Origin of the sequence: Salinivibrio sp. MA440 (genome assembly GCF_001996265.1) — a bacterium.
In the GTDB taxonomy this organism is placed as follows: Bacteria; Pseudomonadota; Gammaproteobacteria; order Enterobacterales; family Vibrionaceae; genus Salinivibrio; species Salinivibrio costicola.
The window spans coordinates 19,153-34,454 of the sequence record NZ_MUFI01000008.1 but is presented as its reverse complement, the minus strand read 5'-3'; the positions used below and the strand labels follow the sequence as shown (position 1 = coordinate 34,454).

Below are 15,302 nucleotides of genomic sequence, written 5' to 3'. Positions count from 1 at the left end.
ATAAATTCAGGTTATCTTTTGTGCGAACACAACAATTAACTATTTATTAACATTGGTTAAACATAATATGAATAAAGTACTCGGAAGTTCGCTCATTATTGCGGGCACAACCATTGGCGCCGGTATGCTGGCGTTGCCTCTTGCCTCTGCCGGCATCGGGTTTGGCGCATCGATGGCACTCATGGGTGCGATGTGGGCCTTAATGACCTACACCGCCTTACTGATGTTAGAAGTGCATCAGTTCGCAGAGGCCGACGCGAYATTGCACAGTTTAGCGAAACAGTTTTTGGGGAATAAAGGAAAATGGCTGGCGTCGTTTGCGATGCTCTTTTTATTCTACTCACTTTGTGCCGCATACATTGCAGGCGGGGGCAGCCAATTAAATGAAAAGCTGGCGCAATGGTCGGCCATTGAGCTACCACCTGCGGCAGGCGCCGTTTTATTTACGCTGGTTTTCGGTCTTGTGGTGACATTGGGCACCAGTAAAGTGGATTTAATTAACCGCGGGTTATTCACCATTAAGTTATTATTCTTAATCTTGGCCTTAACCCTACTGACGCCTCATGTCTCTAGCATCAACTTAGTCGAAATGCCCGTTGAACGAGGTTTGCTGGTTGCCGCGTTACCGGTCATTTTCACGTCTTTTGGCTTCCACGGCAGTATTCCTTCTATTGTGCGATACGTCGGGATCGACTTACCTTCGCTAAGAAAGGTCATGATTGTTGGCTCAACCCTTCCGTTGGCCTTGTATATCTTTTGGCAAGTAGCCAGCCTCGGTACGGTGGCACAGTCTACCTTGGTACAAAACGGTGAACTGTCCCAGTTTGTGGCAATTATCCAATCAGTGGTTCAACAAGACTATATCGCTTCAAGCATCTCACTGTTCGCCGATTTAGCACTAGCTACGTCTTTTCTCGGCGTCAGTTTAGGCTTGTTTGACTTTATCTCCGACAGCTTTAACCGCCAAGATAGCGTGCGTGGGCGCTTACAAACAGCGGCTATTACCTACCTCCCACCGTTGGTCTTTGCGCTGTATTATCCGCAGGGTTTTATCACAGCGTTAGGATACGCCGCGATCGCACTCGTCATTCTTGCCGTGGTACTCCCGGTTTTGATGGTGCGTAAGGCACGCCAGACGGTCTCAACTGACGAGCACTATCAAGTCATTGGCGGTAATCTTGGATTGAGCCTGGCAATGGTCGGCGGTATCACGGTTGTCGCAGCGCAATTTATCGGATAACACACCGAGGGCCGACCTTGATTCACACCATCGGTCGCCCCCACGCTAATGGGGTGCGACCTTTAAGCACCGATAAGTCCGCGCGCCAATGTACTTATCCCCGCCAATGTACAGAGTATTAGCATCGCTCGGCGAACAAATTGCGGTTTAACACGTGGCGCAATACGGTAAGCCAACCAGGTCGCCAGCAATACGGCAGGAACGGCAAATGCCGCTTGTTTAACATGCCACCAGGTTAGATAATCGGTCGCGCTCAAGGCGATTAAAGACAAAATGCAGCTCACAACAAAGTAGCCTGCCAAACAGGCGCGCATTTTATTCACCTCTGCATGCTGTAACACAAGCGCCATCGGTGGACCACCGATACTGGTCGTTGTTCCCATGACTCCCGACGTAAACCCAGCGATAAAAAAGTTACGCCGGTTGGGGGCAATATTAAAGCGCATCACACTGGCAAACACAGCGAGCAAGACGGCAGCACCTATAATAATTTCAAGCATTTGTGTTGTGACTACCAACATGATCCCGCCCGCAACTGCGGTGCCTGGCACTCGGCCGAAGTACGCCCAACTCAAATCACGAAAAGACAACTGATGACGATATTGCCAAGCGTTAATACTGGCTAATGTCAGCCCCACCATCGAAATTGTCGTTGGTACCAATTTCGGATCAATCATCAATAAAAGCGGCGCCGCTACGATCGCCATTCCAAAACCAATCAAACTCTGCACAAAGCACCCTAACCCTAAGATCAGAGCCACCGCAATCGACACACCAATATCTGGCATAATAAAGTTTCTTAACATTAAACTATTTACCGCCAGTGTACCCATTTTCAGTCGCGGCAGCGAGTACCATCCGGCTTTGGCGCGCTAGATATTGTCAACTAGGCGTAACACGTTATGCACGTGCTTAATTGTTATTACGTCGTTTCTTTTTTATGTGAATATGGTCGCCATGAATATGGTCGCCATGAATATGGTCGCCATGAACATGGTCGCCATGAGTACGCTCTGCATGAATAAGGAGGTTTCTTGGCGTGAGTTCGCGTTCACAAAACTGGGTTAGCGTGACACGGTATCCATGTTGTTGAAGATATAAAACACGATCAAACACTAGCCACAGCTCCATGGCGCGCCGAAATGCACTTTTAATTAGATTGATTTTCTCCAGCACGAGAAACCTTGCTTCGCCTCGAGCCAAGTAGTGAGTCTGATCAAAGTCGCCGGGGAATGTAAGCCCTTTTTGCGCGGCCCCCCAGCGGCAAAAGGCAGCGAATCCTTGGGTAAGCTGTGACTTTTTGAGTGCGGGTAGCGGTAAATAGTGCTCAGATTGTTGATAGTCACGTTGCCATTCATCAAAGCCCAACCGATAAGTGACCTCCTGCTCGCGTTGACGGCGCACCCGCTGCCCGCCAGTGACGGACTCTTGAACCGCGAGCTTTAAATCTGCTTTTGAAAGCGTCAGGGCGGCTTCCTGCGCCTGTGCGGATAAAGGTTGATACCTATCTCCGCGAATTAAATGATAACAACAAGGTGAAACCGTTAGTGCACGCATACCCGTTGCGACCGCCTTTTGAAGAAGCTTTACGTGTAAGTCGCCACACGCGTGCAACGCCAGCCCGTGCTCACAACCGGCAATGACGACTGTTGCCGCCTCACTCATTGCATCTAACGAGTAAAACTGCATCGGGAGCGCCTTTTGATCCGCGAAAATTTGTCCCTGTTCGCACAGTTCCGATTGCCATTCTACGCTTTCTACTGGTTTACCTGTGATCGCCGCGACACCGCGTCCTAAGTATCCTTTTCCAGCGCACCACTCTAAATAACACGCCGTCTTATCTGTTTGCGGCATCGCGCCTAAATACGCCTGTATTTGCGCCCATTTGCGTCCCGGCACACCAACATTCAAGCGCGAATCAATTTCAATATCAGTATGTTGCGCCATCGGTACTGAGACTAACGCAGGTAACTGGTTTAACGCTGGCCACCAGGTCGCGAGTTTTTTTATCACAGCGTCTGGATCCGCGTTTAACGCCGCGAGTTGCGTATTATCCAACGTGGCGAGCCATTGGCAAAGCGGCCCGCCGTCTTGCCAAGGAAGCTGAGTATGCGCCATCGGCATCGGTCGCCACAGATTTTGGTGCTGTATCAACAGATTGGTTAACTGATTAAATTGGTCGCTGAACGATAAAGATGACATGATTGGCATGAAGGTATTGATGAGTGCGTGATCAAAAAAGGCTGCCTCAGCAGCCTCGTCGTTTTAAACAGTTTATCGAACCGGAAGCGGAATGTCCTTGAACATAGCATCAATTTCTTCATTGGTACGCAGTGCAACCGCTTGGTCAATCACATTTCGGGTCAAATGCGGCGCAAAACGCTCAATAAAGTCATACATATAACTACGAAGAAAGGTTCCTTTACGGAAGCCTATCTTGGTGGTGCTCGCACCGAAAATATGACTCGCATCGATGGCAACCAAATCTGCATCAGCATGACTATCCATGGCCATGCTCGCGATCACGCCCACACCTAGGCCTAACTTCACATAGGTTTTAATCACATCCGCATCCGTTGCTGTGAATACAATTTTCGGTGTGCGGTTAGCGCGATGGAAGGCTTCATCCAGCTCAGATCGCCCTGTAAACCCAAACACATACGTTACGAGCGGATAGGCCGCGAGATCCTCAATACTGAGATCCGTTTTTTGTGCTAAAGGATGATCGGGCGTGACAATGATCGAGCGGTTCCAGTGATAACAAGGCAGCATCACCAAATCTTCGTAGAGATGAAATGCTTCGGTTGCAATGGCAAAGTCAGACGTCCCCTTTGCCACTGAACTGGATATTTGCGTCGGTGTCCCCTGGTGCATATGCAAGGACACTTTCGGGTACCGCTTGGTAAAGGCTTTGATCACGTCGGGTAATGCATAACGCGCTTGCGTATGGGTGGTCGATATATTGAGGTTCCCCATTTCAGGATGAGTATGCTCACTAGCGACCGCTTTGATGCTTTCTACTCGTGATAAAATGCTTTGTGAGATCTCGACAATCGCCTCACCGGCTGGTGTTACTTGCGTTAAATGCTTACCACTTCGTTCGAATATTTGTACGCCTAGCTCATCTTCCAACAGCCTGACTTGTTTGCTAATCCCAGGTTGAGAGGTATACAAACTTTCCGCCGTCGCAGATACGTTAAGGTTGTGGTTAACGACTTCAACGATATATCTAAGCTGTTGTAATTTCATAGTGCAGACGCGTCAGCCTCGTGGGTTAAGTGGCAGCATGGTTTTATATCACTCATTTATATACCCAAATTCGACTATTTAATAGGCTTTGGTTATATAAACGTTAGCGATTGCACATTCACTAAGCAATTTACCCTGTCATTCTAACCGACTCGATCGCAAATAGTATTTTATTGCAACAACTTTATCGCAGATCGCGAGATCATGGGCCACACTCATAAAGGCGCATTCGACGAGGCCGCAACGCTCAGAGTTAGAGGCGGATCACTCATGCAGCTTTCACCTTTCGATTGATGCTATCTCTGTCAGTCGAGATGGTGTATCTTAACCAGTTGAGTTTATTGCAAGGAACATCGACGCTAAATTATGAATATTGCCTTGATAGCTGGCCTTTGTGTCATATTGCTCGGCCTGATTGTCGGCTACAACATATTGGCTCAACAACGAAAGCAAATCGAGTCTCACAAGCGCCAAGAAATGGCGAAGCACATTGCCGTCATCGATGCGACAGAAGAGCTGATTGGCAATGCGCATAATCTACCCTATAGCGGGACGTTACTGGCGTGCTTGAACAAAAAGATCTTGGATTCCTTGAAAGCCATGTACGAGGTCGATCCATCGGATAAGTCAATTAAGCAACGAATTAGTGCGACCCAGGCTCAAATCGATCAGGTCAAACAAAGCTACTCCAACCGAGACTCGACATCGTTTAAAGTGCCTCATAACGACCGAGAGGCAATATCGATGCTCAAACTCGTCAAGCGCTTGCGCTCAGTGGTTAAAGCCGAGCATTCGAAAGGCCGCTTGGCAACGCAAGCTTTTGTGTCGGAAAACGCGCGACTAGAGCAAATGCAGCTCAAGATAAATATTGAGAACGTGATTAAACGTGCCAACGATGCGAAAAATAAAGGTCAAATGGGCACGGCGCAGCAATTACTGAAAAAAGCGATCGATGTCGTCAGTCCAAAGACCGATGAATACTCGTCAGAGATGAAACAGCATCTTGAAAAAATGCACAGCGACATCACTCATACGCTAAACAGTGGTCATGAGAAATTGCAGTCCGAGCAAGAAGAAGAAAAAAGCGAATTGGACGAGCTGTTTGCCCCCAAGAAAAAATGGTAGCGTCTCTCATCACAAATCCAAAAGGCGCTTGATGACAGCGCCTTTTTTCATGCCCCGCGTGTCCATGCGTGTTTTAACTGGCTGTGGTCTTAACTGGCTGTGGTCTTAACTGGCTGTGGTCTTAACTGCTTCTATTGCGCGTTGGTCTTTGCAACAATATGGTCTAACACACCGTCTGCCGCTTGCTCCAATAAGTCCAGTACGTGCTCAAATCCATCGTCGCCGCCGTAATAAGGATCAGGGATCGCACCCTCCGTCTGCTCTCCCCAACTGAGAAACAGAGACAGTTTGTTTTGGTAATCAGCCGGGCATTGTGCGTGCAGGTCGGCCAAGTTATTTTCATCGGCCGCTAAGATCATATCGAAATCCGCAAAATCTTCCTGCCGCACTTGACGGGCTCGAATACCGGCAAACGAGTACCCTCTCGCTTGACCTGCCTGTTGGCTCCGCTTATCTGGCGGATTACCTTGGTGATAACCTGCTGTCCCCGCAGAATCAATGTTCACCATGATCCCTCTCGTCTGGGCACGGGCGCGTAATACCGCTTCTGCCGTCGGTGAACGACAAATATTGCCTAAGCAAACCACCAATAGACTCGGCACATTTTTTGGGGGTGTCATCGATAGAGTCTCCTTATTGGTAAAGTTTTACTCTATCAAGTCGACACTCGGATGCCTAGTCGCTTCAATCTGCTTGCCTTTGCGTTGTTATGGGTAGCATGAAGCATGACGTCGCTTTACTATGGTGTAACGTTTATTTGGGGTTAGAAATCGTATGTCAGAACAAGGACACAAACAGCGTCAGCAAAAGTTAAAAGAAAAAGTTGATGCTCGAATTGAAGCCGCGCAACAAGAAAAAGGGCTCCTCCTGATCATAACGGGTAATGGTAAAGGTAAATCGACATCCGCGTTTGGCACAGTGGCGCGGGCCGCCGGCCATGGGCTAAAGTGTGGCGTAGCTCAGTACATCAAGGGCACGTGGGCTTGTGGAGAGCGGGATTTACTGAGCCAACATGGTGTCGACTTTCACGTGATGAGTACCGGTTTTACCTGGGATACGCAGGACAAAACCGCAGACACCCAAGCCGCTCAGCAAATATGGGCAGCGTGTCAGGCGATGCTTGCGGATGACCGCTACGATTTAGTGGTACTGGATGAGATCACCTACATGATCACGTACGACTATATCAGCCTCGATGAAGTCATTGATGCGCTGCAACAACGCCCTAGCGAACAATCCGTTATCATCACTGGGCGTGGCGCACACCGCCGCTTAGTTGAGATAGCAGATACCGTCTCGGAAGTCAGAAACGTTAAGCATGCCTTCGACGCCGGCGTGAAAGCGCGCCAAGGCATTGACTGGTAAGCTACCGAGTAAAAACAAAGAAAGCCGTGGCTGACGTTAACCTGAGCGCCGCTTTTCTCAGGGCTTCGCGTTTAACGATATCGACTGCGTCTTGTCCACGGCATCCTCTTGGCAAGACTGGCGACACAAACGCGCATCAATCGATTGATCACCCAGCAATCGCTGCCAGAGGGTTGGCAAGGCGCTGTCTCGTAGCGGCCCTGGCTCAAGCTGCTTAGGCATAACTGGCTGCCACTGCCCTTCGGCGTCTTGCTCGGCAAGCAAAAACTGAAAGGGTTGATAGTTTGCTACGCCAAAACGTAAGTCGGTCACCACCTGCTGCCCATTCCGATTTTCAAAGCGAATAAAATCACGCGAAAACGTGCGAAGTGCCATTAATGTTTCCGAGCCCGCTAGTGGCCATTGTCCGCGAGGACGCGTGATCCATTGAATATTCTTATCTTTGTCTAAGCGTGACGCGAGTCCTTCCCAGTAGTGGTCGTCGCCGATAATCACCACTCGCCACAGCAGCGTGTTAAACGGGGTGGGCATAATAATATGCGGCCGCCCTGCCAAGTCGGTTCCTTGGGTTTGGGTTGCAACACGTACTTCAATCTTTTCAAGCTGATAGACCGAACTGGCCAGGTAGAGCGTAGAGACTGCCAACCCGATACCACATGCTTTGGCGCCCCGATGTCGCCAAATACACGCGGCGATAACACTGACCAATAAGGGCACCGTATAAAGTGGGTCAATAATAAACAGGCTGGCGACTGCTACCGAAGGCACGTCTAACGGCCAAAAAAGCTTGGTACCATAAACCGTCATCGCATCCAACAACGGGTGTGTCACGAGCACCGCGATCACCAGCGTCATGACTTGCCACAGCGGCCATTGACGACGCCATCGCCACCCGCACCATCCGATGATTGCACCAACCCAAGGCAGCACAAATAATGAGTGACTGAATCCACGGTGGTTGACCGTATTCGCCACCGGATCGCCATAATCAATCAGCACATCTAAGTCAGGTAAGGTGCCCAATGCAGCACCGGCCAAAAGCACTTTTGGAGAACAGCGCTTGCCCGAGACTAACCCAGCAACCGCCGCGCCCAGTGCCGCCTGGGTAATAGAATCCATCGCTTATCCTTTAACAAGGTTTTGATTTATTAGCGTAAAAAGTTGTAAACCGATCACTGGAATAAATTAAGCAGTTTATCGGTTGCCTCTTTTACCTTGTCATCATCCGCTTTATCACCCAGTAACTTTTTAATCCCACGCTGTGCTTCTTTGCGTGCCTTTTCTTCCAAGACTTTGTTGCTGCTGAGTAGCTGCTTGATATCTAATTGATAACTCGGCGATTGCCAGGTACCGGCCACCGTCACTGGGATGGTCACATCACGAAGTTCATCAATATCTTTGCCGCCTTGACCCTTGCTGGTTTCAACCACAGACGTGAACACATCAAAATCTAACGTTTCTTTCAGCAAATCAGTTTGCCCCTCACTTCTGACTCGCAGCGCTGGGGCTTCTAGTAGCAAATCGTTGGTACGTGCCATGCCATTTCCGATGGTAAAACTGGCGGTGAGCGCACTAAAGTCGGTTTTGCGCACATCGTTGGCAGCGTTGCTGGTCGCTTCTCCTTTCAACGTCGCTTTTGCTTCTCTCAGCATTTGTGCCAAGTTAATGCCGTTGATCGCGCCATCCTCAAAGAAAATCGCGGCACTGCCCTGAATCGCCTGACGGAGAGCATAAGGCGATAAACCTTGACCTTGGAGGTTAATATCCACATTGCCTTTGCCTTCAAGCAGATCAACCTGTGCGACATCCTCCAATAACGGCAAGATGGCAATGTTGCGTGCTTTTTTACTCACTTGATAGCGCGCGGGGGTTTGAGTGGTATCTAACATCCCTTGCACAACTACCCTGCCTTCATAGGCTTGCGTGATCAGCTCGGACACGTCGACTTTGCCACGGTTGATAGCAACCGTGGCGCGTGTTTGTCCTAAGGTAACGTTACTCACGGTAAGCCCTTTCATCGCCAGTGAGCCGGCAATATCCAGCGTCTTCAACACTCTCAGATCAGGCTCTTCTTGGCTAAGTGACCCAGTTTGCGTACTGGGGCTGGATTCATCATTGGACCCAGACTGACTTTCGTTTGCAGATTGACGAGGCGCTGCATTGTCTGTCGGTAACAAGGTATCGAGATCGATGTGATTGGTATTGAGTGCAAAACGAATTTGCGGGATATCTGCCAGCTTGATGGCCACTTTACCGTCTATGACCACCTCGTCAGTATTAAGACGGCTGGTCATCTCAGTGATATCTAACGTTTGCTGCTTGGCATCGAAGACGATATCTGCCGCCAGCTCTTGAGTCAGCGACTCGCCGGGTAATGCGTCACCCGAGAGCTGAGTGAGCATGTCCAACCCCTGCACTGTGACCTTGTCTTGGCTTTCTGCCACAGTAACTTGTGCGTTTCCAGAGGTTTCAACCTTTAGCTCTGACGTCTGCGCATTGATATTAAAGCCGAGCTGAGCCGCTTGACCCAAGGCGACACGATCGAGGGTAATATTGGCTTCATTGATGGTCATCTCGCCTTGTTGTGCCGATACATTTAGCGCAAGTTCTCGTAACTGACTTTGTTGTGGATCCGCGGCAAGCTTCAGTTCACCCTGCCCTTGCGCGCTGAAGGTCGCACCATCCTGTTCGCCACGCAGTGATACGGTCAGTGGCGTCCATATATCGGTTGCTATATTGCCCACTTGGAGATCAACATCTCGTAAGGCCGTTTGCGTACCCACCTGATCATCTTTAATCACGACACTGGCATTGGTGACGCGTAGACCTTGTAAGGAAACTTGCCACGCCCCACTCACTGTATCTTGCTGGCTAGCCGGCTCTGACGACGTCGAACTTGTCTGTCGCTCTGCCGACGCGCCAACGTTTTTTGGTTGAGTTGGCGTCACTGTTTGAGCTGGCGTCACATTGCTATCGCCGTTCGCCAACGTTTGGATAAATACATGCGGGTCTTGTAAGACAATTTCACCCACTTGTAATGTCTGAGACATCAATGGCAACACATCAACGGATAATTGCGCGCGCGACAAACGGAGTAAATCAGGCTCATCAAAACCAGGTCGGTTTTTGATCGCCACCTCAGCAATGGAAAAGCCCAAACTCGGCCAGAACTGCCACTCGATGTCGCCACCGATAACGACCTTATAGCCCGTTTGCTCTGCGACTTGTTCCACCAGCAAGGGTTTAAATTGATTGGGGTTTACCGTGGCAATTAAAGTCGCGACGGCGCCAATCAACACCACGACAAATGCTGCGAGAATAAGGACGATTTTTTTTATCATTGCAAGATGCTCCTTGTGTGTCAGACGCGTTATCGACCACGATTTAACCGTCGAGTTCCTGGTGAGAAAAAAAATGCGCCCTCAGGCGCATTTCACTCATTAAGCCTTGTCTTGGCTAATACGAGAGGCCACTGCCCCTTGCTGATTTTTGTACTTGGCATTGTCCCGTTTATTATAAGGCTGGTCCGCTGACCCTGACATGGGCTCAAAGCTTAAGGCGCCGATCGGCATGCCGGGACGTAGCGCTAACGGTAGACGCCCATTATTATAAAACTCTAGAACAATTCGCCCTGACCAGCCCGGATCTATTCGGTGTGCCGTGACATGGACCATCAAACCCAACCGCGCCAACGATGAACGGCCATCGAGCCAACCGACAATATTATCGGGTAATGTCACAGCCTCATGCGTGACTGCCAAGGCCAATTGACCCGGATGAAGATAAAAAGGATCACCGTCAGCGATTTCTATTTCATCACTCATAACACGCTCAAGCTGGGCGTTCACTTCTTGTTTCGGCCCCGATAAATCAATATAAGCGGCCCCATGATCGTTAAACACACGGAACTGGTTACCCAGAGTCACATCCGCAGTCACGCCCGAAATCGCGTCTGCGGCAGGACGGGGATCAATTTTGATGCGGCCATCATCAAGGTGTTCTTTGATATGCCTGTCGCACAGTCGCATCTAACATTCCTCACGGTTATTTACTCACGCGGTGTCTTGCTTTGTGCACCGCACTCATTCGATATATTCGCGCACACATTATGGATTAAACCACGACTGATTACCCAGAGAGACAGTCATTGACCCATCATGTGATGGGAGATCATGCCTTACGCTTTAAGTAAACGCGCGATATGCGCTTTTAGTACATCAATCGCAATGCGGTTTTTACCCCCGCGCGGGACAATGATATCGGCATATTGCTTCGACGGCTCAATAAACTGCATAAACATAGGGCGGACCGTCTTTTGATACTGCTCCATCACCGAATCCATGGTACGACCGCGCTCGGCAACGTCACGTTTCATCCGACGCAGTAAACAAATATCAAGTGGCGTGTCCATAAAGACGCTGGCGTGGATCAAATTGCGAAGACGGGGATCGGTGAGAAGCAGAATACCTTCGAGGATGATCACTTTTTTGGGCGTCATCGTCGTGGTTTCTCCCATACGGGTGTGCTCGGAGTAACTATAAACCGGCACATCAGCCGGCTGACCGGCGACCAATGCTTCAAGATGCTCACACAAAAGATCGTGATCCAGTGCCTGAGGGTGGTCATAATTGGTTTTTACGCGCTCTTCCATGCTGAGGTGGCTCTGATCACGATAATATCTATCTTCTGTAATCACGCCGATTTGATGATCACCGACTTTTTCCTTTAATTCCTTATAAATGGTGCTGGCGATCAGGCTTTTACCGGAAGCAGAGGCACCTGCAATACCGATAATAACGCAGTGGTGGTTGTTGTCACTCATAATATGAATACCCAGGGGAAGCTTGGCGGAATCAACATAAACCGCCTGATTATAGGGAGTTGAAGCAGCTGTCGCCAGAGAAAATCGCGCTTGTCTGTGCATCCGGCCGCTTTAGCCGATAAATCACGGCCGGTTGCGCAATCAGGGCGACACAGTTTGTACGCTAATCTGTTCAGGACGTGTTTCACCTTGCCAGTAGAGCTGACTGGCGACCGTCGCTGCCATCTGTCGATAAACCGCCGCATGCTCACTGTTAGGGCGCGCGACCATGCTTGGCACACCGGCATCAATATCTTCCCGAATCGCAACATGAAGCGGTACCTGTGCAAGCACTGGCGTCCCCTGCTCTTGCGCCATTTTATCGGCGCCCCCTGAGCCAAAAATGGCTTCATGATGGCCGCATTGCGAGCAAATGTGATAACTCATGTTTTCTACCACGCCCAACACGGGAACGTGAACTTTTTCAAACATCGCCACCCCTTTCACCGCATCGGCTAATGCTAAATCTTGTGGCGTTGTCACCACAATCGCGCCTGTCACCGGAAACTGTTGCGCCAAACTCAGTTGGATGTCACCGGTACCAGGCGGCATATCGACGACTAAATAGTCCAGCTCGGGCCACCGTGTTTCGTTGATCAGCTGTGCAAACGCTTTTGAGGCCATAGGACCTCGCCAAACAGTCGCGTTCTCTGCGGGCACCAGATAACCGATCGAATTTGAGGCGATACCATGGCGCGTCACAGGCTCCATTAACTTGCCATCATGGGTTTGTGGCTCACTATCTTTGGCGCCCAACATGATAGGTAAAGACGGCCCATACACATCCGCATCAACAATGCCGACTGCAGCGCCCTCCGCGTGCAACGCAAGCGCTAGGTTTACAGCGGTGGTCGATTTACCGACGCCACCTTTCGCTGAGCTCACAACAATCAGGTTTTTCACCCCTTTCACCGGCGTTTTTTCGCCCGTTTTTAACGGTGCTACCCGTTGCATCAGTTCAAATTGGTTGGCAAGGGCATCAGACTGCGCACTGAGCCAATCTTTAAGCGCTTCAGCGATAGAGTGCGCCGCAAAGGGGAACGTGACCCTAAAGCCATGATCTGCGGTTCTCACCCACCCCGTTTGGCTTGCCCACTGCTCGACCAACTGCGGGTGTGAGAATTGATTAAGTAACGCGATCGCATCATCAAGGTTTGAGAGCGAAGCAGCTGTGTCTTCTTTTTTTGTTTTTTTCTTTTTGGACCCAAAAAACATCCAGCACCATCCCGTTGATTGAAATATGTTAGCCGCTCGTGTGCGTCTTTAACGGATAAACGCGCGAGGACCCGGCCTTACACTAGGCAAGGCATATCGTATCAGGTAAGATTTCCGCAATCATTCCATTCATATCATAAGAGCGAATAAACAAGATTATGGCTGCAAACCCACGGAAAATTCTGGTGACCTGTGCGCTGCCTTATGCGAACGGCTCGATTCATTTGGGCCACATGCTCGAGCATATTCAGGCAGATGTATGGGTTCGCTATCAACGCCTGCGTGGCAACACCACTCACTTTATTTGTGCTGACGATGCTCACGGCACACCTATCATGTTAAAAGCGCAGCAAATGGGTGTCGAGCCAGAAGCCATGATCGCCGGCGTGCAACAAGAGCACCAGGCAGATTTTGATGGCTTTGATATCAGCTTCGATAATTACCACAGCACCCACAGTGATGAAAACCGCGAATTAGCGTCATTTATTTATACGCAACTTCGTGATAAAGGTTATATCACCAGCCGCACGATATCTCAGCTGTTTGATCCGGAAAAAGAAATGTTCTTGCCGGATCGCTTTGTCAAAGGCGAATGTCCGAAGTGTCACGCCGACGATCAATACGGCGATAACTGTGATAACTGTGGTGAAACCTATACGCCGGCTGAATTGATCAATCCTCGTTCCGCAGTCAGCGGTGCCACGCCGGTGATGCGTGATTCAGAGCACTTTTTCTTCGATTTACCACAGTTCGAGCAAATGCTTAACGAGTGGATCAAGTCTGGTTCGCTGCAAAGCGAAATCGCTAACAAGATGAATGAGTGGTTCGAAACCGGTCTTCAGCAGTGGGATATCTCCCGCGATGCGCCCTACTTTGGTTTTGAGATTCCCGACCAACCCGGCAAGTTTTTCTACGTTTGGCTCGATGCACCGATCGGCTATATGGGGTCGTTTAAAAACTATTGTGACAAACGCGGTGACATCGACTTTGATGAATACTGGAAGGCTAATAGCGACACCGAGCTATACCATTTCATCGGCAAAGATATTGTTTATTTCCATAGCCTGTTCTGGCCTGCCATGCTAGACGGTGCTGGCTTCCGTAAGCCTAACAACGTCTTCGTGCACGGCTATGTCACGGTCAATGGCGCGAAAATGTCCAAGTCAAAAGGGACATTTATCAAAGCCAGTACCTATTTGAACCATCTTGATCCAGAATGCCTGCGGTATTATTACGCGGCCAAGCTCAATAGCCGCATTGATGATCTGGATTTAAGCCTGGATGATTTTATTCAGCGTGTGAATACGGATGTTGTCAACAAGGTCGTCAACCTGGCATCACGTAACGCTGGCTTTATCACTAAGCGCTTTGATGGTCAGCTCTCTGATACGTGCGCCGAACCCGAGCTTTATCAATCGTTCATCGACAAAGCTGAATACATTGGTGAGCTTTACGAAGCCCGAGAGTTTAACCGCGCCATCCGCGAAATTATTGGCTTGGCCGACAAAGCCAACCAATACGTGGACGAAAAGGCGCCATGGGTGATCGCTAAAGAAGAAGGAAAAGACGCCGAACTACAAGCGATTTGCTCTGTGGGGATTAACCTATTCCGTGTGCTGATGACGTACCTCAAACCTGTGATGCCTAAGCTGGCAGAGCGCACGGAAGGCTTTTTGAATGATACCTTGACGTGGGAAAGCATTGCGACGCCACTGACCGGCCATCGCATTAGCAAGTTCAAGGCACTGTTTAACCGTATCGATCCGAAAGCCGTCGACGCCATGATCGCCGCGAGCAAGGAAGATGCAGCCGCTGAACAAGCAGAAAAGGCCAAAGCACAAGGGCCGTTAGCGGACGAGCCGATTGCCGATGAAATCGAATTTGGTGACTTTGCTAAGGTCGATCTGCGTATCGCTAAAATTGTTGAGTGTGAGGCGGTGCCAAAAGCGGACAAACTGCTGAAGTTTAAGCTCGATATTGGCGGTGAAACGCGTCAGGTGTTCTCTGGGATCAAATCGGCCTACAAGCCGGAAGATCTCGTGGGTAAGCACACCGTCATGGTCGCCAACTTAAAGCCTCGCAAGATGAAATTCGGCATGTCAGAGGGCATGATCCTCGCGGCGGGTCCGGGTGGCAAAGAAATCTGGATTTTAGAGCCGCATGAAGGGGCTCAACCTGGCATGCGCGTCATGTAAAACAGCGCGATAGCTAAAACATCAAAGGGCCCAACAAGGGCTCTTTTTTTTT

13 protein-coding genes are annotated in these 15,302 nt (G+C 49.8%); 4 read left to right on the top strand and 9 right to left on the bottom strand.

Annotated elements, in window-relative coordinates; all coding sequences use genetic code 11:
• Positions 1-67 precede the first annotated feature (67 nt).
• The gene (gene tyrP / locus BZG80_RS04130; protein ID WP_077678798.1) at positions 68-1,240 is read left to right on the top strand and encodes a tyrosine transporter TyrP; all 1,173 of its coding nucleotides are present in this window, start codon (positions 68-70) and stop codon (positions 1,238-1,240) included.
• A 62-nt stretch (positions 1,241-1,302) separates the two neighbouring features.
• On the opposite strand, the gene BZG80_RS04125 is transcribed toward tyrP, so the two are convergent.
• The 3 genes from BZG80_RS04125 to cysB all read right to left on the bottom strand — a co-directional run bounded on the left by BZG80_RS04125 (position 1,303) and on the right by cysB (position 4,489).
• Positions 1,303-2,028, bottom strand: coding sequence for a sulfite exporter TauE/SafE family protein (locus BZG80_RS04125; protein ID WP_077460202.1), 726 nt, complete (start codon positions 2,026-2,028; stop codon positions 1,303-1,305).
• 124 nt (positions 2,029-2,152) lie between these two features.
• On the bottom strand, positions 2,153-3,442 hold the full coding sequence (locus tag BZG80_RS04120; RefSeq protein WP_158011525.1) for a methyltransferase: 1,290 nt from the start codon (positions 3,440-3,442) through the stop codon (positions 2,153-2,155).
• Between the two features lie 72 nt (positions 3,443-3,514).
• Positions 3,515-4,489, bottom strand: coding sequence for an HTH-type transcriptional regulator CysB (cysB, locus tag BZG80_RS04115; protein ID WP_021022404.1), 975 nt, complete (start codon positions 4,487-4,489; stop codon positions 3,515-3,517).
• A 366-nt stretch (positions 4,490-4,855) separates the two neighbouring features.
• Between cysB and BZG80_RS04110 the strand changes: the two genes are divergently transcribed.
• The gene (locus BZG80_RS04110; protein WP_077575847.1) at positions 4,856-5,614 is read left to right on the top strand and encodes a DNA repair protein; all 759 of its coding nucleotides are present in this window, start codon (positions 4,856-4,858) and stop codon (positions 5,612-5,614) included.
• 131 nt (positions 5,615-5,745) lie between these two features.
• On the opposite strand, the gene BZG80_RS04105 is transcribed toward BZG80_RS04110, so the two are convergent.
• Complete coding sequence (locus BZG80_RS04105) at positions 5,746-6,234, bottom strand: low molecular weight protein-tyrosine-phosphatase (RefSeq protein WP_077647408.1); 489 nt, start codon at positions 6,232-6,234, stop codon at positions 5,746-5,748.
• 154 nt (positions 6,235-6,388) lie between these two features.
• Between BZG80_RS04105 and cobO the strand changes: the two genes are divergently transcribed.
• Entirely contained in the window at positions 6,389-6,979 is a 591-nt protein-coding gene (cobO, locus tag BZG80_RS04100; RefSeq protein WP_077460199.1) for a cob(I)yrinic acid a,c-diamide adenosyltransferase, read from the top strand.
• Between the two features lie 57 nt (positions 6,980-7,036).
• Here the strand turns inward: cobO and BZG80_RS04095 are convergent, their stop codons facing one another.
• From BZG80_RS04095 to apbC, 5 genes are all read right to left on the bottom strand, one after another.
• Positions 7,037-8,098, bottom strand: a complete 1,062-nt coding sequence (locus tag BZG80_RS04095) for a metal-dependent hydrolase (protein ID WP_077678796.1) — start codon at positions 8,096-8,098, stop codon at positions 7,037-7,039.
• A 53-nt stretch (positions 8,099-8,151) separates the two neighbouring features.
• Positions 8,152-10,320, bottom strand: a complete 2,169-nt coding sequence (locus BZG80_RS04090; protein WP_077678795.1) for an AsmA family protein — start codon at positions 10,318-10,320, stop codon at positions 8,152-8,154.
• 99 nt (positions 10,321-10,419) lie between these two features.
• A complete protein-coding gene (gene dcd, locus BZG80_RS04085; protein WP_021022410.1) occupies positions 10,420-11,007 on the bottom strand; it encodes a dCTP deaminase in 588 nt (195 codons plus the stop codon).
• Positions 11,008-11,156: 149 nt separating this feature from the next.
• Positions 11,157-11,801 (bottom strand): uridine kinase, encoded by a 645-nt coding sequence (udk, locus tag BZG80_RS04080; protein WP_077460248.1) that lies wholly within the window; start codon positions 11,799-11,801, stop codon positions 11,157-11,159.
• Between the two features lie 141 nt (positions 11,802-11,942).
• Entirely contained in the window at positions 11,943-13,055 is a 1,113-nt protein-coding gene (gene apbC, locus BZG80_RS04075; protein WP_077678794.1) for an iron-sulfur cluster carrier protein ApbC, read from the bottom strand.
• A gap of 158 nt (positions 13,056-13,213) precedes the next feature.
• Between apbC and metG the strand changes: the two genes are divergently transcribed.
• Positions 13,214-15,250: a methionine--tRNA ligase gene (gene metG / locus BZG80_RS04070; RefSeq protein ID WP_021022413.1), complete on the top strand. Its 2,037-nt coding sequence runs from the start codon at positions 13,214-13,216 to the stop codon at positions 15,248-15,250.
• Positions 15,251-15,302 lie beyond the last annotated feature (52 nt).

Excerpts from the sequence above, each read along its gene's own strand:
- BZG80_RS04110 (WP_077575847.1), top strand. The coding sequence starts at position 4,856 with ATGAATATTGCCTTGATAGCTGGCCTTTGTGTCATATTGCTCGGCCTG.
- BZG80_RS04105 (WP_077647408.1), bottom strand. The coding sequence starts at position 6,234 with ATGACACCCCCAAAAAATGTGCCGAGTCTATTGGTGGTTTGCTTAGGC.
- BZG80_RS04090 (WP_077678795.1), bottom strand. The coding sequence starts at position 10,320 with ATGATAAAAAAAATCGTCCTTATTCTCGCAGCATTTGTCGTGGTGTTG.
- BZG80_RS04095 (WP_077678796.1), bottom strand. The coding sequence starts at position 8,098 with ATGGATTCTATTACCCAGGCGGCACTGGGCGCGGCGGTTGCTGGGTTA.
- BZG80_RS04125 (WP_077460202.1), bottom strand. The coding sequence starts at position 2,028 with ATGCCAGATATTGGTGTGTCGATTGCGGTGGCTCTGATCTTAGGGTTA.
- udk (WP_077460248.1), bottom strand. The coding sequence starts at position 11,801 with ATGAGTGACAACAACCACCACTGCGTTATTATCGGTATTGCAGGTGCC.
- dcd (WP_021022410.1), bottom strand. The coding sequence starts at position 11,007 with ATGCGACTGTGCGACAGGCATATCAAAGAACACCTTGATGATGGCCGC.
- BZG80_RS04120 (WP_158011525.1), bottom strand. The coding sequence starts at position 3,442 with ATGTCATCTTTATCGTTCAGCGACCAATTTAATCAGTTAACCAATCTG.
- metG (WP_021022413.1), top strand. The coding sequence starts at position 13,214 with ATGGCTGCAAACCCACGGAAAATTCTGGTGACCTGTGCGCTGCCTTAT.
- cysB (WP_021022404.1), bottom strand. The coding sequence starts at position 4,489 with ATGAAATTACAACAGCTTAGATATATCGTTGAAGTCGTTAACCACAAC.
- cobO (WP_077460199.1), top strand. The coding sequence starts at position 6,389 with ATGTCAGAACAAGGACACAAACAGCGTCAGCAAAAGTTAAAAGAAAAA.
- apbC (WP_077678794.1), bottom strand. The coding sequence starts at position 13,055 with ATGTTTTTTGGGTCCAAAAAGAAAAAAACAAAAAAAGAAGACACAGCT.